This is a genomic window from Sphingobium sp. SJ10-10 (assembly GCF_036038995.2).
In the GTDB taxonomy this organism is placed as follows: domain Bacteria; phylum Pseudomonadota; class Alphaproteobacteria; order Sphingomonadales; family Sphingomonadaceae; genus Sphingobium.
In genome coordinates, this window is record NZ_CP158132.1 from 1,650,043 (window position 1) to 1,674,222 (window position 24,180).

At 63.3% G+C, this 24,180-nt stretch carries 27 protein-coding genes and 2 tRNA genes; 6 read left to right on the forward strand and 23 right to left on the reverse strand.

Going from position 1 to position 24,180, the window contains the following annotated elements; translation table 11 throughout:
- Positions 1-12: 12 nt before the first annotated feature.
- The 15 genes from nuoI to thiE form a co-directional block, all read right to left on the reverse strand.
- The gene (gene nuoI, locus VVT58_RS07845) at positions 13-498 is read right to left on the reverse strand and encodes an NADH-quinone oxidoreductase subunit NuoI (RefSeq protein ID WP_004211738.1); all 486 of its coding nucleotides are present in this window, start codon (positions 496-498) and stop codon (positions 13-15) included.
- Positions 495-1,544 carry an NADH-quinone oxidoreductase subunit NuoH gene (nuoH, locus tag VVT58_RS07850; protein ID WP_327753488.1) on the reverse strand — a complete coding sequence of 350 codons (1,050 nt, stop codon included), beginning with the start codon at positions 1,542-1,544 and terminating at the stop codon, positions 495-497. Before nuoH ends, nuoI begins: the two co-directional genes overlap by 4 nt.
- Positions 1,541-3,571 carry an NADH-quinone oxidoreductase subunit NuoG gene (nuoG, locus tag VVT58_RS07855; protein ID WP_327753487.1) on the reverse strand — a complete coding sequence of 677 codons (2,031 nt, stop codon included), beginning with the start codon at positions 3,569-3,571 and terminating at the stop codon, positions 1,541-1,543. The genes nuoH and nuoG overlap by 4 nt, the downstream gene beginning before the upstream one ends.
- Positions 3,572-3,573: 2 nt before the next feature.
- Positions 3,574-4,890 carry an NADH-quinone oxidoreductase subunit NuoF gene (nuoF, locus tag VVT58_RS07860; protein ID WP_327753486.1) on the reverse strand — a complete coding sequence of 439 codons (1,317 nt, stop codon included), beginning with the start codon at positions 4,888-4,890 and terminating at the stop codon, positions 3,574-3,576.
- Entirely contained in the window at positions 4,887-5,027 is a 141-nt protein-coding gene (locus VVT58_RS07865; RefSeq protein WP_327753736.1) for a hypothetical protein, read from the reverse strand. The genes nuoF and VVT58_RS07865 overlap by 4 nt, the downstream gene beginning before the upstream one ends.
- Positions 5,024-5,692 carry an NADH-quinone oxidoreductase subunit NuoE gene (gene nuoE / locus VVT58_RS07870; RefSeq protein ID WP_327753485.1) on the reverse strand — a complete coding sequence of 223 codons (669 nt, stop codon included), beginning with the start codon at positions 5,690-5,692 and terminating at the stop codon, positions 5,024-5,026. The genes VVT58_RS07865 and nuoE overlap by 4 nt, the downstream gene beginning before the upstream one ends.
- Entirely contained in the window at positions 5,692-6,927 is a 1,236-nt protein-coding gene (locus tag VVT58_RS07875; RefSeq protein WP_327753484.1) for an NADH-quinone oxidoreductase subunit D, read from the reverse strand. The genes nuoE and VVT58_RS07875 overlap by 1 nt, the downstream gene beginning before the upstream one ends.
- The gene (locus VVT58_RS07880; RefSeq protein ID WP_327753483.1) at positions 6,927-7,646 is read right to left on the reverse strand and encodes an NADH-quinone oxidoreductase subunit C; all 720 of its coding nucleotides are present in this window, start codon (positions 7,644-7,646) and stop codon (positions 6,927-6,929) included. Before VVT58_RS07880 ends, VVT58_RS07875 begins: the two co-directional genes overlap by 1 nt.
- A 1-nt stretch (position 7,647) precedes the next feature.
- Complete coding sequence (locus VVT58_RS07885; RefSeq protein WP_066555741.1) at positions 7,648-8,202, reverse strand: NADH-quinone oxidoreductase subunit B family protein; 555 nt, start codon at positions 8,200-8,202, stop codon at positions 7,648-7,650.
- On the reverse strand, positions 8,193-8,567 hold the full coding sequence (locus VVT58_RS07890; protein ID WP_176596035.1) for an NADH-quinone oxidoreductase subunit A: 375 nt from the start codon (positions 8,565-8,567) through the stop codon (positions 8,193-8,195). Before VVT58_RS07890 ends, VVT58_RS07885 begins: the two co-directional genes overlap by 10 nt.
- A 130-nt stretch (positions 8,568-8,697) precedes the next feature.
- The gene (locus tag VVT58_RS07895) at positions 8,698-9,510 is read right to left on the reverse strand and encodes an inositol monophosphatase family protein (protein WP_066555739.1); all 813 of its coding nucleotides are present in this window, start codon (positions 9,508-9,510) and stop codon (positions 8,698-8,700) included.
- Positions 9,511-9,657: 147 nt separating this feature from the next.
- The gene (gene efp / locus VVT58_RS07900; protein WP_066555738.1) at positions 9,658-10,221 is read right to left on the reverse strand and encodes an elongation factor P; all 564 of its coding nucleotides are present in this window, start codon (positions 10,219-10,221) and stop codon (positions 9,658-9,660) included.
- A 100-nt stretch (positions 10,222-10,321) separates the two neighbouring features.
- A complete protein-coding gene (locus VVT58_RS07905) occupies positions 10,322-10,891 on the reverse strand; it encodes a M23 family metallopeptidase (protein WP_327753482.1) in 570 nt (189 codons plus the stop codon).
- Positions 10,888-11,985, reverse strand: coding sequence for a L,D-transpeptidase family protein (locus VVT58_RS07910; protein ID WP_327753481.1), 1,098 nt, complete (start codon positions 11,983-11,985; stop codon positions 10,888-10,890). Before VVT58_RS07910 ends, VVT58_RS07905 begins: the two co-directional genes overlap by 4 nt.
- A gap of 170 nt (positions 11,986-12,155) precedes the next feature.
- Complete coding sequence (thiE, locus tag VVT58_RS07915; protein ID WP_327753480.1) at positions 12,156-12,848, reverse strand: thiamine phosphate synthase; 693 nt, start codon at positions 12,846-12,848, stop codon at positions 12,156-12,158.
- Between the two features lie 234 nt (positions 12,849-13,082).
- Between thiE and VVT58_RS07920 the strand changes: the two genes are divergently transcribed.
- The gene (locus tag VVT58_RS07920; protein ID WP_352000038.1) at positions 13,083-13,259 is read left to right on the forward strand and encodes a DUF72 domain-containing protein; all 177 of its coding nucleotides are present in this window, start codon (positions 13,083-13,085) and stop codon (positions 13,257-13,259) included.
- Positions 13,260-13,406: 147 nt separating this feature from the next.
- Here the strand turns inward: VVT58_RS07920 and VVT58_RS07925 are convergent, their stop codons facing one another.
- The 4 genes from VVT58_RS07925 to tkt form a co-directional block, all read right to left on the reverse strand.
- Positions 13,407-14,303: a fructose bisphosphate aldolase gene (locus tag VVT58_RS07925; protein WP_066555730.1), complete on the reverse strand. Its 897-nt coding sequence runs from the start codon at positions 14,301-14,303 to the stop codon at positions 13,407-13,409.
- A 124-nt stretch (positions 14,304-14,427) separates the two neighbouring features.
- Positions 14,428-15,630 (reverse strand): phosphoglycerate kinase, encoded by a 1,203-nt coding sequence (locus tag VVT58_RS07930; RefSeq protein WP_327753479.1) that lies wholly within the window; start codon positions 15,628-15,630, stop codon positions 14,428-14,430.
- Positions 15,631-15,708: 78 nt separating this feature from the next.
- Positions 15,709-16,719, reverse strand: coding sequence for a type I glyceraldehyde-3-phosphate dehydrogenase (gene gap / locus VVT58_RS07935; protein ID WP_327753477.1), 1,011 nt, complete (start codon positions 16,717-16,719; stop codon positions 15,709-15,711).
- Between the two features lie 28 nt (positions 16,720-16,747).
- Positions 16,748-18,715, reverse strand: coding sequence for a transketolase (gene tkt, locus VVT58_RS07940; RefSeq protein ID WP_327753476.1), 1,968 nt, complete (start codon positions 18,713-18,715; stop codon positions 16,748-16,750).
- 175 nt (positions 18,716-18,890) lie between these two features.
- Here tkt and VVT58_RS07945 point away from each other — a divergent pair, with 175 nt between their 5' ends.
- The 4 genes from VVT58_RS07945 (at position 18,891) to VVT58_RS07960 (ending at position 20,445) form a co-directional block, all read left to right on the forward strand.
- On the forward strand, positions 18,891-19,085 hold the full coding sequence (locus VVT58_RS07945) for a hypothetical protein (protein WP_327753475.1): 195 nt from the start codon (positions 18,891-18,893) through the stop codon (positions 19,083-19,085).
- Positions 19,078-19,413, forward strand: coding sequence for a cell division protein ZapA (locus tag VVT58_RS07950; RefSeq protein WP_327753474.1), 336 nt, complete (start codon positions 19,078-19,080; stop codon positions 19,411-19,413). Before VVT58_RS07945 ends, VVT58_RS07950 begins: the two co-directional genes overlap by 8 nt.
- Before the next feature lie 214 nt (positions 19,414-19,627).
- Complete coding sequence (locus VVT58_RS07955) at positions 19,628-20,206, forward strand: 5-formyltetrahydrofolate cyclo-ligase (protein WP_327753473.1); 579 nt, start codon at positions 19,628-19,630, stop codon at positions 20,204-20,206.
- On the forward strand, positions 20,203-20,445 hold the full coding sequence (locus VVT58_RS07960; RefSeq protein WP_327753472.1) for a DUF2842 domain-containing protein: 243 nt from the start codon (positions 20,203-20,205) through the stop codon (positions 20,443-20,445). Before VVT58_RS07955 ends, VVT58_RS07960 begins: the two co-directional genes overlap by 4 nt.
- A 145-nt stretch (positions 20,446-20,590) precedes the next feature.
- On the opposite strand, the gene VVT58_RS07965 is transcribed toward VVT58_RS07960, so the two are convergent.
- The 3 genes from VVT58_RS07965 to VVT58_RS07975 form a co-directional block, all read right to left on the reverse strand.
- Positions 20,591-20,667: transfer RNA gene (locus VVT58_RS07965), tRNA-Asp, on the reverse strand.
- Between the two features lie 82 nt (positions 20,668-20,749).
- Positions 20,750-20,826, reverse strand: a tRNA-Asp gene (locus tag VVT58_RS07970).
- Positions 20,827-20,867: 41 nt separating this feature from the next.
- Positions 20,868-22,022 carry an AI-2E family transporter gene (locus VVT58_RS07975; protein WP_066555717.1) on the reverse strand — a complete coding sequence of 385 codons (1,155 nt, stop codon included), beginning with the start codon at positions 22,020-22,022 and terminating at the stop codon, positions 20,868-20,870.
- A 186-nt stretch (positions 22,023-22,208) separates the two neighbouring features.
- Between VVT58_RS07975 and VVT58_RS07980 the strand changes: the two genes are divergently transcribed.
- Entirely contained in the window at positions 22,209-22,688 is a 480-nt protein-coding gene (locus tag VVT58_RS07980) for a hypothetical protein (protein ID WP_327753470.1), read from the forward strand.
- 213 nt (positions 22,689-22,901) lie between these two features.
- On the opposite strand, the gene VVT58_RS07985 is transcribed toward VVT58_RS07980, so the two are convergent.
- Complete coding sequence (locus tag VVT58_RS07985) at positions 22,902-24,173, reverse strand: dihydrolipoamide acetyltransferase family protein (RefSeq protein WP_327753469.1); 1,272 nt, start codon at positions 24,171-24,173, stop codon at positions 22,902-22,904.
- Between the last annotated feature and the right edge of the window lie 7 nt (positions 24,174-24,180).

Below are 24,180 nucleotides of genomic sequence, written 5' to 3' on the forward strand. Positions count from 1 at the left end.
GGCGGCTGCGGCTTAACGGTAGGGTGCATCGGCGGCAAGGTTCGCGGCAATCGCCCGCTCCCACTTGTCCCCATTTTCAAGGAGCTTGGCCTTGTCGTAGATCAGCTCCTCACGCGTTTCGGTGGCGAATTCGAAGTTCGGACCCTCGACAATCGCATCCACCGGGCAGGCTTCCTGACAGAAGCCGCAATAGATGCACTTGGTCATGTCGATGTCGTAGCGCGTCGTCCGGCGGCTACCGTCGTCGCGCGGCTGCGCTTCGATCGTGATCGCCTGCGCCGGGCAGATCGCCTCGCACAGCTTGCACGCGATGCAGCGCTCCTCCCCATTGGGATAGCGGCGCAGCGCATGTTCACCCCGGAACCGCGGCGAAATCGGGTTCTTCTCATAGGGATAGTTGATGGTCGCCTTGGGCTTGAAAAAATATTTCAAGGTCAGCCAATGCGCCTTCACAAACTCCCAGAGGGTGAAGGACTTGACGTAATAGCCGAGGCTCATTGAGCGCCTCCGTAACGCGTGAACATAAGGAAGCCCGAAACCAGGAAGACGAACAGCAGCGAGGTCGGCAGGAAGATCTTCCAGCCCAGCCGCATCAGCTGGTCATAGCGGTAGCGGGGCACCGTCGCCTTCACCCAGGAGAAGACGAAGAAGAAGAACAGGATCTTGGCGAACAGCCAGATGATGCCCGGCACATAATAAAGCGGCGCCCAGTCGATCGGCGGCAGATAGCCGCCCCAGAACAGGATCGCGTTGAGCGCGCACATCAGGATGACGTTCGCATATTCGCCCAGCCAGAACAGCGCGAAGGCCATGGACGAATATTCGGTCTGATATCCGGCGACGAGTTCGGATTCCGCTTCGGTCAGGTCGAAAGGCGCGCGACCCGTCTCCGCCATGGCCGAGATCAGGAACATGATCGCCATCGGGAAGAGCAGCGGGTTGAAGCCGTTGCCGTTCAGGAACCCGTAATAGCCCTTCTGGCTCTCGACGATCGCGGTCAGGTTGAAGCTGCCAGCCCACAGGACCACGCAGACCAGAATGAACCCGATCGATACTTCATAGCTGATCATCTGCGCGCTGGCGCGGATCGCGGAATAGAAGGGATATTTGGAATTGGATGCCCAACCCGACAGCACGATGCCGTAAACGCCAAGCGAACTGATCGCGAGGATGTAGAGCAGGCCGACATTGATGTTGGCAACCACGACCCCGACCTGGAACGGGATCACCGCCCAGGCGATCAGCGCCACCGTGAAGGTGATGATCGGCGCGATCAGGAAAAGCGTCCGATTGGCGGCCGACGGGATGATGGTTTCCTGAAGGAAGACCTTGGCGCCGTCCGCGAAGGACTGGAGCAGGCCGAAGGGGCCGACGACGTTAGGACCACGGCGCAGCGCCATAGCCGCCCAGATCTTGCGGTCGGCATAGATGATCATCGCCACCGCCAGCATCAGCGGCAGGGCGATTACCAGAATCCCGATGATCGTGGAAAGCAGCCAGGCACCTTCGAAGGGCAGGCCGAGATTTTGGAAGAAAGCGGTCACTCTGCGGCCTCCGCAAACGTCTCACCGTGGATCAGTTCCGCCGAGCATTGCTGCATCGTCGGGCTGGCGCGGCAGATGGCGTTGGTCAGGTAGAAATCCTTGATCGGCGAACCGAACTCGCCGGTGGCGCCGGTCGGCAGCGACGGAATGGACCAGCTATAATAGGCCAGACCCTCGACACCCAGCGCCGGAACCGCCTTGGCCATTTCGGCGCGCAGCGCTTCGAAGCTGTCGAACGGCAGGGTCGCGCCCAGCACTTCAGACAGGGCGCGCAGGATCGACCAATCCTCGCGGGCATCGCCCGGCGCGAACACGGCCTTTTCGCCGCGCTGCACCCGGCCTTCCAGATTGACATAGGTGCCCGCCTTTTCGGCATAGCTCGCCCCCGGCAGGATCACGTCCGCCGCATGGGCGCCCTTGTCGCCATGGTGGCCGACATAGACTTTGAAGCTGTCCTCGAACGCCGAATAATCGACCTCGTCCGCGCCGAGCGAGAAGAGCAGCTTGGGCTTGGCCGCAGCCACCGCCTTAATGCCGCCCTGGGTCGCATAGCCGAGCATCAGCCCGCCCATGCGCGCCGCCGCGAAGTGCAACACGTTATAGCCGTTCCAGCCCTGTCCTGAGCCTGTCGAAGCGGCGTCCTTGATCAGACCCAGCGTCTCGACCAGCGCAAGCGTGTCGCCATGCGCGCCGTCCTTGGCCAGCACGCCGCCGCCGACGATCATTGCCGGACGGGCCGCCTTACCGAAGGCCTCGACCACCGCTTCCGGCAGCTTGGCGAGCAGCGAGGCGTCGTTACCCAGCCATTCGACCTTGTAGGTGAGGTCGACCTGCGGGCCGAGAGCGAAAACCTTGGCGCCCTTCTTGATCGCCTTGCGGATGCGGGTGTTCACCAGCGGCGCTTCCCAGCGCAGATTGGTGCCGACCAGCAGGATCACGTCGGCGGTTTCAAGGCCGTTGAGCGTGGTGTTGAAGTTGACCGCTGACAAGCTCGACACATCATAGGCCAAACCTGTCTGACGGCCTTCGAGCAGCGAACCGCCCAGCTTCTCAACCAGCGCCTTGCCCGCAAACATCGTCTCGCAGTCCAGCAGGTCGCCGGCCAGAGCCGCAACCGAACCGCCATGCTTGACGGCGGCAACAGCGGCGAAAGCCTCGTTCCAGGTCGCCGGAACCAGCTTGCCGTCCTTGCGGATGAAAGGCTTGTCGAGGCGCTTACGGACCAGACCGTCGACATTGTGCCGGGTCTTGTCGCTCGCCCATTCCTCGTTCACATCGTCATTGATGCGCGGCACGGCGCGCAGCACCTGACGGCCACGGCTATCGAGGCGGATGTTGGTGCCGACCGCATCCATCACGTCGATGGCGTGGGCCTTCTTCAGCTCCCAAGGACGCGCCTCGAAAGCATAGGGCTTGGCGGTCAACGCGCCCACCGGGCAGAGGTCGACCACATTGCCCGACAGCTCGCTTTTCGCGGCATGTTCGAGATAGGTGGTGATCTGCATATTCTCGCCGCGATAGATGGCGCCGATTTCCGGCACGCCCGCGACTTCCTCGGCAAAGCGCACGCAGCGGGTGCACTGGATGCAGCGGGTCATGACCGTCTTGACGATCGGGCCCATATATTTCTCGGTAACGGCGCGCTTATTCTCTTCGAAGCGGCTGTTGCCCTTGCCGTAGGCGACCGACTGGTCCTGAAGGTCGCATTCGCCGCCCTGATCGCAGATCGGGCAGTCGAGCGGGTGGTTGATGAGCAGGAACTCCATCACCCCTTCGCGCGCCTTCTTGACCATTTCGGTCTGCGTAAAGATTTCCTGATTTTCGGCGGCCGGAAGCGCGCACGAAGCCTGCGGCTTGGGCGGCCCGGGCTTCACCTCGACCAGGCACATGCGGCAATTGCCCGCGATGCTCAGCCGCTCATGATAGCAGAAACGCGGGATTTCCTTCCCCGCCAGCTCGCAAGCCTGGAGGACAGTGGCGCCCGCCGGGACTTCGAGTTCTACGCCGTCTACTTTGACCTTCGGCATGGTTACTCCGCTGCCTCCATGACGGGGGCGCTACCCTTGTTTTCGTTGATCCGGCGCTCGATTTCCGGACGGAAGTGCCGGATCAGCCCCTGGATCGGCCAGGCCGCCGCGTCGCCGAGCGCACAGATGGTGTGGCCTTCGACCTGCTTGGTCACCTGCTGGAGCATGTCGATTTCGCTGATATCCGCATCGCCCGAACGCAGCCGCTCCATCACGCGCCACATCCAGCCGGTGCCTTCGCGGCAGGGCGTGCATTGGCCGCAGCTCTCATGCTTGTAGAAATAGGAGAGGCGCGAAATGGCGCGGACGATGTCGGTCGACTTGTCCATGACGATGACGGCGGCCGTGCCAAGGCCGGAGCCGACGCCACGCAGCCCGTCGAAATCCATCGGCGCGTCCATGATCTGCGCGGCGGGAACCAGCGGAACCGACGACCCGCCGGGGATAACCGCGAGCAGATTGTCCCAACCGCCGCGAATGCCGCCGCAATGCCGGTCGATCAGTTCCTTGAAGCTGATGCCCATCGATTCTTCGACGACGCAGGGCTTGTTCACATGGCCGCTGATCTGGAAGAGCTTGGTGCCCTTGTTGTTCTCGCGGCCGAAGCTGGCGAACCATTCCGGCGAACGGCGCAGGATCGTCGGCGCCACCGCGATCGATTCCACATTGTTCACCGTGGTCGGGCAGCCATAAAGGCCCGCGCCCGCCGGGAAAGGCGGCTTAAGGCGCGGCTGGCCCTTCTTGCCTTCCAGGCTTTCGATCTGCGCGGTTTCCTCGCCGCAGATATAGGCGCCCGCGCCGCGATGGACGAAGACGTCGAAATCATAGCCCGAACCGCAGGCATTCTTGCCGAGAAAGCCCTTTTCATAGGCCTGCTGGACGGCGGCGAAGAGTATCTTCGCCTCGTAGATGAACTCGCCGCGGATGTAGATGTACGCCGCGCGGGCGCGCATCGCGAAACCGGCAACCAGCGCGCCTTCGATCAGCTTGTGCGGATCGTGGCGGATGATCTCACGGTCCTTGCACGAACCCGGCTCGGATTCGTCGGCGTTGATGACCAAGAAGCTCGGACGGCCATCCTTGCTTTCCTTGGGCATGAAGCTCCACTTCATGCCGGTCGGGAAGCCCGCGCCACCACGACCGCGCAGGCCCGAAGCCTTGATGCGCTCGATGATTTCGTCCTGGCCGATTTCCAGCAGCTTCTTGGTATTATCCCAATCGCCGCGCTTCATCGCCGCGTCGATGCCCCAATCCTGGAAGCCATAGACGTTGGTGAAGATGCGATCCTTGTCGGCAAGGGGTGCGATGACGTCGCTCATGCCGAAACTCCAAAACCATTCGGGCTGAGCTCGTCGAAGCCTTCCACCGAACGAAGTGAGGTGTTGTAGCCTTCGACAAGCTCAGGCTGGCCCTTCGACAGGCTCAGGGCGAACGGAGGATAGGTGGTCATGTTCACGCCCACTCCCCCCGATAATCATGATTTTCGCCAACCATCTCCTTGAGCGTGGTCGGACCGCCTTCAGGGCAGCTCGTCTGGCGATCGATCTGCGGACCGATCTTGGGCTGCTTGCCAGCGGCGAGATCGTCGAGGATCGCGCTCATGCTGTCATAGGTCAGGTCTTCGAAATTATCGTCGTTGATCTGGACCATCGGTGCGTTGGCGCAGGCGCCCAGACACTCGACCTCGGTCAGGGTGAAGAGGCCGTCCGGCGTCGTGCAGCCCTTCACCAGACCCTTGTTCTTGCAGGCCGAGAACACATCGTCCGACCCGCGCAACATGCAGGGCGTCGTGCCGCAGACCTGCACATGATAGCGGCCGACCGGCGCGAGGTTATACATGGTGTAGAAGGTCGCGACCTCGTAAACGCGCATATAGGGCATTTCGAGTTGGTCAGCGATATATTCCATCACCGGCACCGGCAGCCAGCCGTTCGTCTGCGTTTCCGCGCCCACCTGACGCTGGGCCAGATCGAGCAGCGGCATCACCGCCGACTGCTGACGGCCGGCAGGATAGCGGGCAATGACCTTCTTCGCCTGTTCGGCGTTCTGCGCCGTCCACGCAAACGCGCCCCAGCGCGCGCGGGTCTCGGCCTCGTCCGGGATATGAACTGCGTCAGCCATTAGCGGTCACATTCTCCAAACACGATGTCCATGGCGCCCAGGACAGCGGTGGTATCGGCCAGCATGTGGCCCTTCATCATGAAATCCATCGCCTGAAGGTGCGAGAAGGCGGTCGGGCGGATCTTGCAGCGATAGGGCTTGTTGGAGCCGTCCGCGACCAGATAGACGCCGAACTCGCCCTTGGGGCTTTCGGTCGCCACATAGACTTCGCCCGCGGGCACGTGGAAGCCTTCGGTATAGAGCTTGAAATGGTGGATCAGCGCTTCCATCGAGCGCTTCATCTCGCCGCGCTTGGGCGGGGAGACCTTGCGATCGAAGCTGGCGATCGGCCCTTCCGGCATTTCATTGAGGCACTGCTTCATGATCCGCGCAGACTGGCGGACTTCCTCGACGCGCACCATGAAGCGGTCATAGCAGTCATAGTTGGTGCCGACCGGAATATCGAAGTCCATCCGGTCATAGACGTCATAGGGCTGCGCCTTACGAATATCCCAGGGGATGCCCGAACCACGGATCATCGGACCGGAGAAGCCCCATTTGAGAGCATCTTCCTTGGAAACGACCGCGATATCGACATTGCGCTGCTTGAAGATGCGGTTGTCGACCACCAGGCTCATCGCATCCTCGAACAGGCGCGGCAGACGGGTGTCGAGCCAGTCGGCAATGTCGGTCAGCAGCTTGAGCGGCACATCCTGATGCACGCCGCCCGGCCGAAAATAGGCCGAGTGCATGCGGGCGCCCGAAGCGCGCTCGAAGAAGTTGAGGCAGTCCTCGCGGATTTCGAACAGCCACAGGTTCGGCGTCATCGCGCCGACGTCCATGACGTGCGAACCGAGGTTCAGCATATGATTGCAGATGCGGGTCAGTTCCGCGAAGAACACGCGCAGATATTGCGCGCGCAGCGGCACTTCCAGATCCAGCAGCTTCTCGATGGCCAGAACGTAGGAGTGCTCCATGCCGAGCGGCGAACAATAGTCCAGCCGGTCGAAATAGGGCAGCGCCTGCATATAGGTCTTATATTCGATCAGCTTCTCGGTGCCGCGATGCAGCAGGCCGACATGCGGGTCGCAGCGCTCGACGATTTCGCCGTCCAGCTCCATGACCAGACGCAGCACGCCGTGCGCCGCAGGGTGCTGCGGGCCGAAGTTGATCGTGTAGTTCTGGATCTCCGTATCGCCGAGCGTCGGGTCCGCCGCGTCGGTGAGGTGATCCAGCTTTTCCAGATAATCCGACATCAGGCCTTGTCCTCGGACTTTTTGTTCGCGGCGCTGTCGGTCGGCTCCCCTGCCCCGCTGACGCCGGTTTTGTCCGTCGTCTTGGGCGTGGGAGCGGGCGCAGCAGGCGGCGGCGCCTTTTCATCGCCCGGCAGCACATATTGCGCGCCTTCCCACGGGCTCATGAAGTCGAAGCTGCGGAAGTCCTGCGCCAGCTTCACCGGCTCATAGACCACCCGCTTGTCCTCCTCGGAATAGCGCAACTCGACATAGCCGGTCAGCGGGAAATCCTTGCGCTGCGGGTGCCCCTTGAAGCCATAGTCGGTCAGGATGCGGCGCAGGTCGGCATTGCCTTCGAAGATGACGCCGTACATGTCGAACACCTCACGCTCCAGCCAGCCGGCAACCGGCCAGAGATGCGTGACGGTGGGAACGGGCGTGTCCTCATCGGTGGATACCTTCACGCGGACACGATGGTTCCGCGTGACGCTGAGCAGATGATAGCAGACCTCGAAACGGTCCGGACGATCGGGATAATCGACTCCGGCGATTTCCATGAGCTGCTGATATTGCCCGCGATCCCGCAACAGGATCATCGCATCGGCCAGCTTTTCGCGCACGACGGTGAAGCTCAGCTCATCGGCATGGTCGACGGTCTCGACCAGCATCGATCCCAGCAGCCCGGCGATTTCCTGCGCGATCCCTTCCGGGTTCGCGATCTTAGGAGCAGAATGACCCATATTAACGCTCAACCGTCCCGATCCGGCGGATCTTCCGCTGCAACTGCATGATGCCGTAGAGCAAGGCCTCTGCGGTCGGCGGGCAACCCGGCACATAGATATCGACCGGCACGATGCGGTCGCAGCCGCGCACTACCGAATAGCTGTAGTGATAATAGCCGCCGCCGTTCGCGCAGCTGCCCATCGAAATCACATATTTCGGATTGGACATCTGATCGTAAACCTTGCGCAACGCGGGAGCCATCTTGTTGCACAGCGTTCCCGCGACGATCATCACGTCCGACTGACGCGGGGACGCGCGCGGCGCGGCGCCGAAGCGCTCCATGTCATAGCGCGGCATGTTGACGTGGATCATTTCCACCGCGCAGCAAGCCAGGCCGAAGGTCATCCACCATAGCGAGCCGGTGCGGGCCCACTGGAACAGTTCCTCGGTCGAGGTGACGAGGAAACCCTTGTCACTGACTTCGCTGCTCAGCGCGTTGAAGAAATCCTGGTCGGGCTGCGTGCCGGCCGGCAACAGCGTGCCAGGAACCGGACGGTCAAGTTCTACTCCCAATCGAGTGCTCCCTTCTTCCACGCATAGACGAGGCCGAGCACCAGCTCCGCTATGAAGATCATCATCGTCGCCCAGCCGGCCCAGCCGATCTGGTCGAGGCTGACCGCCCAGGGATAAAGGAACGCCGCTTCCAGATCGAAGATGATGAACAGGATGGCGACGAGGTAGAAACGCACGTCGAACTGGCTGCGCGGTTCTTCAAAGGCGGGGAAACCGCATTCATATTCGCTAAGCTTGGCCGGGTCGGGCTGATGAGAGCCGGTCAGGCGCCCCACGAGCATCGGCAGGAACACAAATGCGCTCGAAAGCAGCAAGGCGATCCCGAGAAAGATCAGGATCGGCAGATATTGGGCTAGATCGACCAACGGAGTCCCCTGGGCGAAAATGATTTACGGGCGCGCTTTAGGCCCGCTGCATATGCGAAGCAAGGCCCGGAGGCATGAGAATGATTCGCAACAATTGCAGCGGGCCGATCGCGTCACCAAAACCGTGACTTCAACGCAGCGCGCCAGCCACCAGCTTATGCAATTTGCTGTGGATGGCGTCGTTACCCGCAATGACTTCCTTGCGCTCGATCGCCTGGTCGCCGCCGCGGAAGTCCGAGACGAAGCCGCCCGCTTCCCGCACCATCAGCAGGCCCGCCGCGACATCCCAGGGCTGCAATCCGCTTTCCCAAAAGCCGTCATAGCGCCCGGAAGCGACATGGGCGAGGTCGAGCGACGCCGCGCCGAAGCGACGAATGCCCGCGACCGAAGGCGCCACGGCGCCGAAGATGCGCGTCCACTGGGCAAAATCGCCATGGCCCATGAATGGGATGCCGGTCGCGATCAGGCACTCCCCCATGTCCCGCCGCGCCGACACGCGCAGACGCTGGTCATGCCGCCAGGCGCCCCGGCTCTTTTCCGCCCAATAGCTTTCGTCGGTGACAGGCTGGTAGATCAGGCCGGTGGTGACCTCCCGCTTGCCGCCGTAGAGCGGCTCCTCGACCGCGATCGAGATGGCGAAATGCGGGATGCCGTGCAGGAAATTGCTGGTGCCGTCGAGCGGATCGATGATCCAGCGCGGCTTGCCCGGATCGCCGGCGATCTCCCCGCCCTCTTCCAGCAGGAAACCCCAATCGGGACGCGCCTTCTGCAATTCCTCGACCAGGGTCTTTTCCGCCTGCTGGTCAGCCTTGGACACGAAGTCCGCCGGTCCCTTGCGCGACACCTGGAGATGTTCGACCTCGCCAAAGTCGCGGCGCAGCTTGGAGCCGGCCTTGCGCGCGGCGCGTTCCATGACGGTCAGAAGGCCTGAATGGGAAACCATTTTCTTTTCTCCCCCCTCCCGCAAGCGGGAGGGGCCGGGGGTGGGCCGCCGCGTCAGCGGCGCTAAAAAAGGAAGGGGCGGAAAGGCTCGCTTGCGCTCGCCACCCACCCCCTTGCCCCTCCCGCCTGCGGGAGGGGTGAATGATTATCAGTCCGCGCGCTTTACATATTCGCGTTCGTACACATCGACGACGATGCGCGTGCCGGTGACGATGTGCGGCGGCACCATGACGCGCACGCCATTATCGAGGATGGCGGGCTTGTAGCTGGCCGAAGCGGTCTGGCCCTTCACCACGGCGTCCGCCTCCACGACCGTCGCTTCGATCGTTTCGGGCAACTGCACGGAGATCGGGCGCTCCTCATACATTTCGAGGATGACCATCATGCCGTCCTGCAGGAAGGCGGCGGCGTCACCGATCAGGTCCAGCGGCAGATTGATCTGCTCATAGGTTTCGGTATCCATGAAGACGAGCATGTCGCCCTCGGCATAGAGATACTGGAAATCCTTGGTGTCGAGGCGGATGCGCTCGACCGTCTCGGCGGAGCGGAAGCGGACGTTGTTCTTGCGTCCGTCGATCAGATTCTTGAGTTCCACCTGCATATAGGCGCCGCCCTTGCCGGGCTGCGTGTGCTGGATCTTCACGGCGCGCCACAGGCTGCCGTCATATTCGATGTTGTTGCCGGGACGAATCTCGACGCCGCTGATCTTCATGGGAAGAGCCTGCCTATATGTCTGAAGGTGAAAAGAGCCGGCCTCTGGAGGCTGGCCGCGCCCTTACATCGGGAAGGGCCGAAGGGCAAGAGGGAGCATCCTATCGCGGCTTTGCCAGCAAGGGATAGGGGTTGATCGCCCGCCCGCCATGCCATGGCTCGCCCGTCCCCATCTCATGCACCGCAAAGTGGAGGTGCGGCGCCGATGGATCGGCATTGCCGCTGCTGCCGACAGTACCGATCCGCTGCCCGCGCCGGAGCGCCTGTCCTTCCCGCAGACCCGGCGCATAGCCGTCCAGATGTGCATAATAATAGATATGCCGCCCGTCGGACGACCGCTCGTAAACGGTTCGTCCGCCCTCCTCGCTCCAGAACAGCTTTTCGATCCGCCCATCCGCCGCCGCCAATACCGCCCTGCCCCGCGCCGCCATGATGTCGATCGCGTCATGCGGCCGCGCGCCGTTGGCGCGGGCTTGGGTGAAGGTGTCGGTGAGCGCGGTCGGCGGAACGCCCTCCACCGGGATCAGCAATGCACCGGCTTCCGCCGCGGCGGGACGCGATGGCGTCCTCTCGCTCGGCCCATCCGCCGGCACGATCCGCACGCACAGCCGCAGAAAGGCCACGCTGAGCAGGACGGCAAACCCGATCCCCGCCCAGCCGCGCGCCCTCATGGCTGGAACACCGCCTTGACGCCGGACTGCACCATCTGCGCCAGCCGCGCCGCATCCCAATTGGTCAGGCGAATGCAGCCATGGCTTTCCGTCCGCCCGATCGTCTGCGGCTCGGGCGTGCCGTGAATGCCATAATGCGGTTTGGACAGGTCGATCCACACCACGCCGACAGGGCCATTGGGCCCCGGCTTCAACACCGCCTTCTGGTCGGTGGAAGAGGCATCCCAGAACAGGTCCGGATTATAGTGAAAGTCAGGATTGCGGCTCAACCCCTTGATTTCCCATGTTCCGATCGGCAGCGGATCATGCTGCGACCCCGTGGTGGCGGGGAACTGCGCGATCAGCCGGTTCTGCGCATCATAGGCGCGCAGCAGCCCGTCCGATTTGTCCACCACGATATGGTCGGCCTGCGGCTGCTCCTTGGCGACACCCAGACTCGCAAGCGTCTCGCCCCAGTCCCGCTCATCCCCTTCGATCCGCGCCACCGGCTGGTTCGCGATCGCCGGCACGCGGACAGTGGTGCCCGCGCCGACCCTGGCATCGGGCCGGTTGAGCGTCATCAGCACCTCCGGCCTGGTGTGGAACCGCTCGGCCAGCTTCTCCAGCAGGTTGCGATAGCCCAGCGCCGGCAGCTTCGCCTGATCGTTCAGATCCTTGGGAACCGCGAAGAACGGCCCCTTGGCGAACCCTGAAGGAATCTTCACCAGCCATGTCGCGGGCTGAGGCCGCTCGCCCAACAGCGCTTTGGCCGTCGCCTCATCATATTGCCCGGTCTGCGGCAGCCCCCTGGCCTCCTGAAATCCCTTGAGCGCGCTGGTGAAGGACATGCCCTCCTTTCCATCCAGCACGCCCGGCGAAAAGCCCGCCCGGTCGAGCGCCACCTGCGCCTGGAGCACCGCTTCTACCAGTGCAGGCGCGCCCGCCGGTTCCGGCACGACGACGAAGGCGTAGGGTTCGCTGGCGGGTGCGGCGGGACGCGCCGCCTGCTTCGGTTGATGGGAGGCAGCATTTGACGGGGCGCTTTCATCCGCTTCCGTAACGGTCATGTTACAGGCTGAGCACAGCAGCGCGAGGATCAGGGCATGGTTTTTCAAGGCGATACTCTCCCGATTGTGGAAGAGAAAACGCGCAAAGTGCGAGAAAGCTGCCTGCCTCGCTTTCCCGCCGTGCTCCTGCGAAGGCAGGAGTCCAGTTCAGGCATTGCGATAAAGAACCAGCAGCAGGACTGGGTTCCTGCCTTCGCAGGAGTATGGCGGCACGGTTTTTATTTCCGTGCCAGCACCGCCCCAAATGCCGCCACGCCTGCCAGCGGGCCATCCGGATGGCTCCACACCGCCCCGCTGACCGCCAGAAAATCCGCCCCCGCCTTCACCAACGGCGCGGCATTGTCCGCCGTGATCCCGCCAATGGCGACGCAGGGCAGCTCGAACAGCGCGGTCCACCAGCCCAGGATCGACGGATCGGGCCGGTGAAGGGTTTCCTTGGTCATGGTCGGATAAAAGGCTCCAAAAGCGACATAATCCGCCCCCGCCTCGCCCGCCTCCATCGCCAGATGGCGGCTGTCATGGCAGGTGACGCCGATCTGCACCGATGGCCCCAGCAGCTTGCGAGCCTCTCGCGGATCACCGTCGCCTTGCCCCAGATGCACCCCATCCGCGCCCAGCCGCTTGGCAAGGGCCATGCTGTCGTTGATGATGAAGGCGACGTTCCGCTCGGCGCAGAGTTTTTGCAGCGGCTCGGCGGCGCGGGCGATGGCGTCGTCGTCCAGACCCTTCAACCGCAACTGGAAAGCCGCGACGCTGCCTCCGTCCAAGGCGGCCTTCAGGCTCTCGACAAAGCCCGCCTCGATTACCGGCGCCGAGATCAGATAGAGCTGACAGGCCGGGCGAAAGCCCTGCTCGAAGCGGTCAGCGAAATTCGGATCGAGGGCCAGTTCTTCATCTGTGAAATCGGTCATGCCATCGCCTTAGCCGCTTTTGGGCGGGTTGGAAAAGAGCGGAGCCTATCCCGCCCCGGCAACGTTTCTCCCTCCCTGATCAGGATCGGTTGCCCAGGCTGGAATTATCGGGATTGACGCGGGCGCTTCTACCCGGAGAAGATGGCGGCGAAAAACTGGTTCGCCTTCTACGCCGAACAATTCGACACGGTGGCGCTGCCTTTTGCGTGACGCCACCGCCTATGTCCGATTGGCATCGGCACCAACGGCAAATATCGTGGCGGCTATTCGCGCGAGAGGCTGATGGATTGGGCCGAATGGATGAAGGTGCAGGATCCTGAGGATCGGACCGTCTGGCCCTATTTCAACAATGATTATGACGCGCAGGCGATCATCGACGCCCGCATTTTGAAGGAAGCCGCCGGTGTCTAGAGCAGCATCCGACCCGATTGCATCGGATCGGCTGCTCTAGGCATTTGTTTTGCCGCGTTTTCCGAGTTAGCAGATGATTGGCTTCGCCGAACTGCCGTTTCTATCTGCTTAGAAAACGCTCTAGGCACCGGCGGCTCCTTTATCGGATCAGGCCACCTTCCGGGTCGACGCGCCGTGGATCTCGTCGATCGCTTCGCCCAGCGAGGCGTTGAACTCATCTTCGCTCATCTGGTGACGCAGATCGTTCAGCAGCGCGCGGCTGAAGCTGGCGATGATGCCGCGATTCTTCGCCAGCTCGACACAGGCCTCCGAGCGCGAGAAGCCGCCCGACAGAGCGACGACCCGCAGCACGCGGGGATGATCGACCAACGGGTCGAACAGCCCGGCCTTGGTGGGCAGCGACAGTTTCAGCATCACCTTGTCGTCGCCCGGCTGCGCGTCGAGATTCTTGAGGGTTTCCTCCAGCAGAATCTGGTCGGCCTCGGCGCGTTCGGGGCTCTTGATGTTGACTTCCGGCTCGATGATCGGAACCAGACCGGCGGCCAGAACCTGGCTGCCGACTTCAAACTGCTGCTTCACGACGGCGGCAATGCCTTCGCGATTGGCGAGGTTGATGACCGAACGCTCCTTGGTGCCGAACACGCCCAAAGCTTTGGCGCGGTGCAGCAGCGTGTCCAGACCGGGGTTCGGCTTCATCAACTGGACGCCGTTCGCCTCGTCCTCAAGACCCTTGTCGATCTTGATGAAGGGCACCACGCCGCGCTCGATCAGCGCCTGCGGCACGGACTTGCCGCCGGCTTCGCCGTCCATGGTGCGCTCGAACAGGATCGCGCCCAGCACCTTCTCACCCGAAAAGACCGGCGAGGTGATGATGCGGCTGCGCATGGCGTGAATCAGGCCGAACATCTCTTCTTCGCTGGTCCAGGCGTCTTCCTCGATGCCATAGCCCTTCAACGCCTTGGGCGTCGAACCACCGCTCTGGTCGAGCGCCGCGATGAAGCCGTTGCCGCCCTCGATCTTCGCCTTCATGTCCTCGAACTGCATCTGCACATACCTCTTTGTTGGATGCGCCGCCCTCCCGGCAGCGCGTCTAGGGGTAGGACGCCTTGCACGGCGTCCACGGTCGAGCCGGACCAGCCACTCTCCAAAGCCGGCCCCGCAATCTGGTTCAGGCCATCAACGCCTTGACGCCGGGCAGTTCCTTGCCTTCCATCCACTCCAGGAAAGCGCCGCCAGCGGTCGAAACGAAGCTGAAATCGCCCGCCACGCCCGCATGGTTGAGCGCCGCGACGGTATCGCCGCCGCCTGCGACGGACGTCAGGCCGCCTTCCTTGGTGAGCGCCGCAGCGGTCTTGGCCAGCGCCACGGTCGCCTTGTCGAACGGCGCGATCTCGAACGCGCCGAGCGGGCCGTTCCACACCAGCGTCCGGCAGTTCTTGAGCGCATCGCCCAATGCCTCCACAGCAGCGGGGCCGACATCGAGGATCATCTCATCCTCAGCCACCTCATGCACATTGCAGGTGCGCAAGCTGGGCGGATTGGCCGCAAATTCCTTCGACACCACCACGTCATAGGGCAGATGGATGGTGCAGCCGGCGGCCTCCGCCTTGTCGAAAATCGCATCGGCTGTCTCGGCCAGATCCTTCTCGCACAGCGATTTGCCGACATCGACCCCGCGCGCATGGAGGAAGGTGTTGGCCATGCCGCCGCCGATGATCAGATGATCGACCTTCGCGACCAGGTTGTTCAGCACGTCGAGCTTGGTCGAAACCTTGGCGCCGCCGACGACCGCCGCGACCGGCTTCACCGGCTCGCCCAGCGCCGCCTGGAGCGCATCCAGTTCCTTCTCCATCGAACGCCCAGCAAAGGCAGGCAGCTTGTGCGCCAGCCCCTCGGTCGAGGCATGGGCGCGGTGCGCTGCGGAGAAAGCGTCATTCACATAGAGATCGCCAATCGCCGCCATCGCCTCGGCCAGTGCGGGATCGTTCTTCTCTTCACCAGCATGGAAGCGGGTATTTTCCAGGATCGCGATATCGCCCGGCCGCATCACTGCAATGCCATCAACCGCCGCTTCCCCCTGGCAATCGGGGATGAACTGCACTTCCCGGCCCAGCACGGCCGAGAGCGGCCGGGTGATCTTCGAGAGCGAATATTCCGGGTTCTTCTGCCCCTTGGGACGGCCGAAATGGGCAAGGATCAGCACCTTCGCGCCCCGGTCGGCCAGTTCCAGCACCGTCGGCATCGCCGCGCGCAGGCGGGTGTCGTCGGACACGGAGCCATCCTGCATCGGCACGTTCAGATCCTCGCGCACCAACACCACCTTGCCCGTGATGTCTCCCATGTCGTCGAGTGTCTTGAACGGCTTTGCCATGATCGCTCCCTGTGCTGGCAGTAAAATATAATCAGTGATCAAAAACCCCGCCGGATGGTCCGGCGGGGCTATCGGGTCTTAGAGGAACTTCGCCACGACGCCGGTCGTGTCGATCATGCGGTTCGAAAAACCCCATTCATTGTCATACCAGCTCAGCACGCGGACCAGCGTGCCGTCGATGACCGCCGTTTCCAGGCTGTCGACGGTCGAGCTGCGGGCATCGCCATTATAGTCGATCGACACCAGCGGCTCGTCCGAATAGCCGAGCACGCCCTTGAGCGGGCCAGCTTCCGAAGCCGCCTTCAGTAGTTCGTTGACTTCCTGAACGGTGGTCGAACGCTTGGCGATGAACTTCAGGTCGACGACCGAGACGTTCGGCGTCGGCACGCGAACCGAAGAGCCGTCCAGCTTGCCCTTGAGTTCCGGCAGAACCTCACCCACGGCGCGGGCGGCGCCGGTGGTGGTCGGGATCATCGACACGGCGGCGGCGCGGGCGCGGCGCATGTCCTTGTGGAGCTGGTCCAGCGTGTTCTGGTCGTTGGTGTAGCTGTGGATCGTGGTCATGAAGCCCTTATCGATGCCCACGGCATCGTGCAGGACCTTCGCCAGCGGAGCGAGGCAGTTGGTGGTGCAGCTCGCGTTCGAGATCACCACGTCGTCGGCGCTCAGCGTTTCATGATTGACGCCGAACACCACGGTCTTGTCGACGCCGGTGGCGGGAGCGGAGATCACCACGCGCTTGGCGCCGGCGGTCAGATGCGCGCTCGCCTTCGCCTTGTCAGCGAAAATGCCGGTGCATTCGAGAGCGATGTCGACGCCCTGCGCGGCATGCGGCAGGTTCGCCGGGTCACGTTCGGCCGTCACGGCGATACGCTTGCCGTCGATGACCAGGAAATTGCCGTCGACGCTGACTTCACCGGCCCAGTTGCCGTGCACGGAATCGCGCTTGAACAGCAGGGCATTGGACTTGGCATCGCCCAGGTCGTTGATGCTCACCAGTTCCAGATCATGGTCGGTGCGCGACAGGATCGCACGGGCGACCAGACGGCCGATGCGGCCGAAACCGTTGATTGCTACCTTCGTTGCCACTGCTGTTATCTCCCGGTTGGTTTGAATTTCAGTCGAGCGCGGCCGCGATCTGCGGCGCGATCTTGGCGGCGGTCAGGCCGAAATGATCGTAGAGCACTTCCGCCGGGGCCGAGGCGCCGAACGTGTCGATGCCGAAACGCAGCCCGGCGATGCCGACATAACGCTCCCAGCCGAAGGTCGTCCCTGCCTCGATCGAAGCGCGCAGGACATGGTGCGGAAGGAGATCATCCTTATACGCCTGCGGCTGCGCGTCGAAATGCGCCCAGCTCGGCATGGAGACGACGTCCGCGCCGATGCCCTGCTCTTCCAGCAGCGCGGCGGTGGCGACGGCGATTTCGACCTCCGACCCGGTGGCGACCAGCACCACCTTGCGCTCGGCGGTCGCGGCCTTCAGGCGATAGGCGCCCTTGGCCGACAGATTTTCGCCCGCCTTCTCAGTGCGAAGCTGCGGCAGGTTCTGACGGGTCAGCGCCAACACCGACGGGCCAGTCGCGTCCTTCAACGCCAGTTCCCAGCACTCCGCCGTCTCGACGATATCCGCCGGACGATAGACGTCGAGATTGGGGATCATACGCAGCGACATGACATGCTCGATCGGCTGGTGGGTCGGACCGTCCTCGCCCAGACCGATGGAATCATGGGTCAGCACATGGATGGCGCGGATCTGCTGGAGCGCCGCAAGACGAATACCGCCCCGCATATAGTCGGAGAACACAAGGAAGGTGCCGCCATAGGGAATGACGCCGCCATGCAGCGCCATGCCGTTCATCGCGCAGGCCATGCCGAATTCGCGAATGCCGTAATAGACATAGCGGCCCGAATAATCGTCCCTGGTCAGCGGCCCGGTCGACTTGGTCTTGGTGTTGTTGGAGCCGGTGAGGTCCGCCGATCCGCCCAGCGTTTCGGGCAGCAGATCGTTGATCGCACCCAGCGCCAGTTCGCTCGCCCTGCGGGTGGCGACCTTCTGCGGATTGGCGATCAGCGTGTCGATATAGGCGTCGAGCGAGAAATCGGCGGGCAGTTCGCCAGCCATGCGCCGCTCGAACTCCGCCTTCTGCCCGTTGCTGCCCAGGCGATCGGCCCAAGTCGCATGCGCATCCGCACCCTTCGCGCCAATGGCCTGCCAGGCGGCGGCGATATCCTCGGGAATGACGAAAGGCTCAGCCGTCCAGCCAAGGAACTCACGGGCCGCAGCGACTTCCGCCTCGCCCAGGGCCGAGCCATGAACGCCCGAAGTGCCCGCCTTGTTGGGCGCGCCATAGCCGATCTTGGTGGCGCAGGCGACCAGCGACGGACGCGGATCGGCCAGCGCCTCATCGATGGCGCGGCGCACGTCGGCCACGTCATGACCGTCGCAGGACACGACATGCCAGCCGGTCGCGGCATAGCGCGCCCGCACATCCTCGCTGCTCGACAGGTCGATCGAGCCGTCGATCGTGATCTTGTTGTCGTCCCACAGCACGATCAGGCGGCCCAGATTCAGATGCCCCGCCAGACCGATCGCTTCATGGTTGATGCCTTCCATCAGGCAGCCGTCGCCCGCCAGCACCCATGTCCGGTGGTCGACGATCTCGTCACCGAACTGCGCATTCAGATGCCGTTCGGCAATCGCCATGCCGACCGCAGTGGCAAGGCCGGAACCCAGCGGCCCGGTGGTCGCTTCCACGCCCGCCAGCTCGAAATTCTCAGGATGCCCGGCACAGGGGCTACTGAGCTGACGAAAGTTCGCGATGTCCTCGATCGTCGGCTTGGCATAGCCGGTCAGGTGCAGCAACGAATAGATCAGCATCGACCCATGGCCCGCCGACAGCACGAAGCGGTCGCGGTCGGCCCATTTCGGCGCCTTCGGATCGAACTTCAGATAATCCTTGAACAGCACGGTGGCGACGTCCGCCATGCCCATCGGCATGCCGGGATGGCCGCTGTTGGCGGCCTGCACCGCGTCCATGGAAAGCGCCCGAATGGCGTTGGCGAGGGACTTTTCGGAAACGGTCATCGAAGCGGCGTCTTTCCTGGCTTTTCAACCGGCCCCCTGTTCAGGCCGTCGAGTCGAGTTTGCGCTCCCTTTGTCGACTCAGGGACAAGGCGTCAACCACGGGCGGCCCCCTGGGTACGCCAAGCCGCCGAATGACTGCTTTTGCGCGGCGAAAACTTTGTCTATGCGTGAGAACATGGCAAGCGACCGCATGATGCAGGCGATCCGCACGCTGGAGCGCGCGATCGACCAGCTCGAACAGGATGTGAACGGCTTTTCGTCGGCCGCCTCCTTTGAAACTTCCTCCGGCGTTGATGCTGCGGCTGCCCGAGCGGCGCTGCAATCGCTGGACAGTCTCATCACCGAATTGAAGGGGCAGGCCGGTGGCTGAAACCACATTGCACATCGCCGGGCGCGTCTATGACCTGCGCTGCCGCGACGGCGAGGAAGCGCATCTGGCGCATCTCGCCAATCTGATCGAACGCAAGGCCCGCCTTGCCCAGCAGAACACGCCGGGCCTGACCGAAGTGCGCACCCTGCTGTTCGCCGCGCTTTTCCTGGCGGACGAACTCAACGACCTGAAGCGCGAGGCGATCGGCCGCCAGCAGACCCTGGCGCTGGAGCCGGAGGACGAACCCGCCGTCCGCGCGCTCGAATCCCTCGCCGCCCGCATAGAAAAGCTGCGCGAAAGGCTTGTCGCAGCCGCGCCCGAAGCCTAGATAGGAAGGTGACGGGTACTGCGCGGTACGAGCTTTAGCGAACATCCCTGAGGCGATAATCACATCCACGGGGGCTGTCCCTGGGCGGGTTCCGGCCCGATCTACATGGTTCCCACCTGACGTTGAGGCGTCAGAGGATCTTCCAGCAAACGGCCGAGGCGGTCCCGTCACCCTCCTCCCTCCAAGCCCCATTTCCCCGACCTAAGGCCCCAAGATGAGCGACGACACCGAAAAGGCGACCCTGCGCGCGATCGCCCGGGAAAGGCGGCGCGCTTTCGTGGCCTCGCTCGATCCGCTGGCGCACCGGCTGGCGTTCAAGGTGATCCCCTCCCCGCTCGCCCGGCGGCTGGCCGATGCGCAAGTCGTGGCTCTCTATATGGGGCTGGATGACGAAGCCCCGGCCCAGCGGCTGGCCGCGCCCCTGCAAGCCTTTGGCAAGACACTCGCCCTGCCCCGCGTCATCGATCGCCTGGGCAGCATGGATTTCCTGAGCTGGCGCCCGGAGGATCAACTTTTCCCCGGCCTGTTCGGCACCAGCCACCCGCAAGCCGCGGGTGATCCGGTGGTTCCCGACGTCATCATCGCCCCACTGATCGGCTTTGACCGGGCAATGAACCGGCTGGGACAAGGCGGCGGCTATTATGATCGCATTTTCGCGCGTTATCCCGATGCCCTGCGCATAGGCCTTGCCTGGTCGGTGCAGGAACATGACGCCCTGCCCGCCGATCCATGGGACTTGCCGTTGCACCTGATCCTGACCGAAATCGAACTGATCGAAGGCGAAGAGGCATGAGCATCGAGCCCCGGCACGTCTACAAGCCGAGCTGGCGCAAACCGGCGGGCATGTTCATCATCCTGGGCCTGATCGCGCTCTGGGCGGTGCTGGTCGGCAGCCTTTCCGGCCTGATCGGGCGGTTGCCGATGGTCGTGCAGGTGCCGGTTTATATTTTCCTTGGCCTGATCTGGATTTTGGTCTTGCCGCTGCGGCGCCTGCTGGCCTGGATGGAGACGGGACGTTGGCGAGGTTTTTAAGCCCCCCTTACCACCTTCATCGTCATGCCAGCGAAAGCTGTCATCTCCGTCGAGATGGCACGATCTAGCTTCACGAGATCACAGCTTTCGCTGGCATGACGAAAATGGGGGAAGCTGGCTCCAGCCAAACTCGATCCGAAGAGAATGGCGCGAGTGACGGGGCTCGAACCCGCGACCTCCGGCGTGACAGGCCGGCGCTCTAACCAACTGAGCTACACCCGCGCAGGGCGGCATCTTGGCGCGGCCTCATGAAGCCACCAGACGATGCTGATCTGAAAAACCATCCACTTGCCCTTAAGGAAAGTGGCGCGAGTGACGGGGCTCGAACCCGCGACCTCCGGCGTGACAGGCCGGCGCTCTAACCAACTGAGCTACACCCGCGTTCGGTGTGGGCGGGCATCTATGCGGCCCGGTTCCCCCTGTCAACTGCCTGCAACATCAGTTTCACGGCTTTCGTCATTTTCTTTGCGCGGGGACACTGTCAGCGTGCCGCGCTCGAACAGGAAACCGGCAATATCGGGCGTTCCGGCCGCCGAAACGACGGTCTGGATGATGATCAGCAGCGGTACGCCCAGCAAGGCTCCCGGCGTCCCCCACACCCAGCCCCAAAAGGTCAGCGACACCAGAATCAGCAGCGGATTCATCGTCAGCCGCCGCCCGAGAATCGTCGGCGTCACGAAATTGGCCTCCACCAGATGAAAGCCGATCTGGAGCGCGGCGGGCAGCAGCGCCTTCCACACATCGTCGAACACCATCAGGCCGCCGAGCGCCAGCAGCACGGCGACCAGCATCGGCCCGAAATAGGGCACGAAGTTCAGCAGCGCGACGATCCCGCCCCACATCAGCGGCGACGGCATGCCGATCAGCCAAAGCGCAAAGGCGACCGCCAGCCCCAGGCACAGATTGATCGTCGCGATGGTCAGCACATAGGCAGAGGTCGCATCCACGACATTCTGGATCACCCGCGCCACCGCCATGGCGCCGTCGAAACTCTCCCGGCTGTTGATCGTCCGCCGCCGCAGCTTCGTCCAACCGGCCAGGAAAAAATAGATGATGAGCATCGCGAACACCATCTGGATGATGGCCGAAGGCGCAGAGGTCGCGGCAAATTGCAGCAGCGACCGGGGCGCATCCACCGCCGCCGTCTGCGCCGCCGCCACCGGCCCCGTCGCCAGCATCCGCACCGTTTCATCCACGAAGCGCTGAAGCTGCGAATAAAAGTCGATCAGCGGCGCCAGATTATTCTGAATCTTGGGCAGGCGCTCAGGCAAGAGACGAAACCAGTCCGCCGCCGGCACGATGATCAGCACCAAGGCCGTATTCGCCACAATGAGGAAGGCTATCACCGCCGTCAGCGCCGCAAGGGCCGATGGCACCCGCCGCCGCTCCATCCACTCCAGAAAGGGCACCAGCGCGATCGCGATCACCAGCGCGGCGGTCAGCGGCAGAAAAAACTCCGCCCCCTCGCGCAAGGCGAAGGGCATGGCCAGGACCAGCCCGATTCCCGTCGTCAGCGCGATCGACGCCAACAGCCGGTCCCGCCGTCTGTTGATCTCCTGCTGTTCCTGAGGTGTCACCCGTGAAATATCCCCGCGCCGCCGTCCTTATCTCACCGGCGGCCCCAGCCCCTCTATTTAGGCCCGTCCATTTGCGCCCGTCAATTTACATCAGCGAAACAGGCAGATAGCAAGGGAAACAAGGTTTTAACCAAATCTTCGGCACTTGGCTGCCACATTCGGCCCACAAAGAGACGGGGGATTGGCATGAAATCGGTGGGGTGGCTCATCGCTTTGGCCTGTATCGGCGCGCCGCAAATGGCCCAGAGCCGACAGGATATCCGGCAGGGAATCAGGCTGGACACGCAAATGTTCGTCGAGCGGGTGAGCACCGACATCAACGGCCGCGCCCGCCGCATCCTGCAAAGCGCGGACCGTGCCGGATCAGGCGACCAACTGATATTGGTGGTCAACTGGCGCAACGAAGGCAGCCGTCCCGTCCGCAACCTGGCCGTCACCAACGCCGTTCCACGCGGCGCCCAGCTCGACCTCAGCAATCCCGCGATGCAGGTTTCGGTCGACGGCGGCGCCCATTGGGGCCGCCTCACCGATTTCTGGCTGCCGACCGCGCTGGGCGGCATCCGCCGCGCTATCCCCGCCGACATCACTCATGTCCGCTGGACCGTGCCCGACGAGATCACGCCCGGCGAGAGCGGCCGCCTCAGCTACCGCGCAACGGTTCGTTAAGGCATGCAGGAATTTGGCCGGAAATGGCCAATGCAAGCCATTAAGTGATACGTGTTCCTGCGAAGGCAGGAACCCAGTTCCGCCGCTTGTGGATCATCGCACCATAAGAACTGGGCTCCTGCCTTCGCAGGAGCACGATGCGCTTCAAGAAAAGCGGTACGAAGTAGACCGTCCGCTTCCCACCCAAAGCGTGCCTAAACCAACCCCAAAATCCTAATCCGCAAACAGCAGAACCGGCGTTTCCAGCAGCTTCCGCACCGCCTGAACGAAGCTCGCCGCGTCCCAACCATCCACCACGCGATGGTCGCAACTGATCGACAGGTTCATGAGCTTGGCGGGCACCACTTCCTTGCCCCGGAACACCGGCCGCTCGATGATGCGGTTGGGTCCGATGATCGCGACTTCCGGCCGGTTGATGACCGGCGTCGTCGCCACCCCGCCCAGTGGCCCCAGCGATGTCAGCGTCAGCGTAGAGCCTGACAGCTCCTCCGACTTCGCCTTGCCCGTCCGCGCCGCGTCGGCCAGCCGCCTGATCTCCGCCGCAAGCTGCCAGACATTGCGGTCCTGCGCGTCCCGGATCACCGGCACCATCAGCCCCGCATCGGTCTGCGTCGCAATGCCCATATGCACGGAGCCATAGCGCGTCACCACGCCCGCCTCATCGTCATAGCGGGCGTTGAGCATCGGAAATTCCGGCAACGCCCGGCAAATCGCCGCGATCAGCAGCGGCAGCATGGTGAGCTTGGGCCGCTCCCCACGATTGGCGTTCAACTGCTCGCGGGTTTCCTCCAGCGCGGTGACGTCGATTTCCTCGACATAGGAGAAATGCGGGATGGCGCGCTTGGAGGCAGCCATATTCTCGGCAATGCGACGGCGCAGGCCGATGACCTTGACTTCCTGATCGGCGCGCTTGGTCGACCGCCCCGCAGGCCGATAGCCCTGCCCCGAACCATAGAGCAGGAAGGCGTCGAGGTCGGAATGCCGGATATGATCGCCGCTCGGCTTCACCTGGCTCAGATCGATCCCCAATTCCTTCGCCCGAGCCCGAACGGCGGGGGAAGCGAGAACTTCCGTCTTAATAGCCCCCTTCTCCATCGGGGAGGGCGTCGGCACTGTCGGCTTTGCTTCTGTAATAACAGGAGCGGGTTCGCTTGACTCGTCGCCCTTCCCCGATTCCTCCACATTGGGGAGGGGTGCTGGCGCGGGAGCCGCTTCCTCGGCCTTGGAAGAAGCCTCACCCTCCCCCTCCGTCTCAATCTCCACCAGCATCGACCCGATGGCGATCTGCTGCCCCGGCTCGCCCGCCAGCCGGACCACCGTGCCCGCGACCGGGCTTTCCATCTCCACCGTCGCCTTGTCGGTCATCATGTCGGCTATCGGCTGGTCTTCCTCGACCCGGTCACCGACCTTCACATGCCAGCCGACGATCTCCGCTTCCGCGATGCCCTCACCGATGTCCGGCAACTTGAATGTAAAAAGCGCCATGACAGCC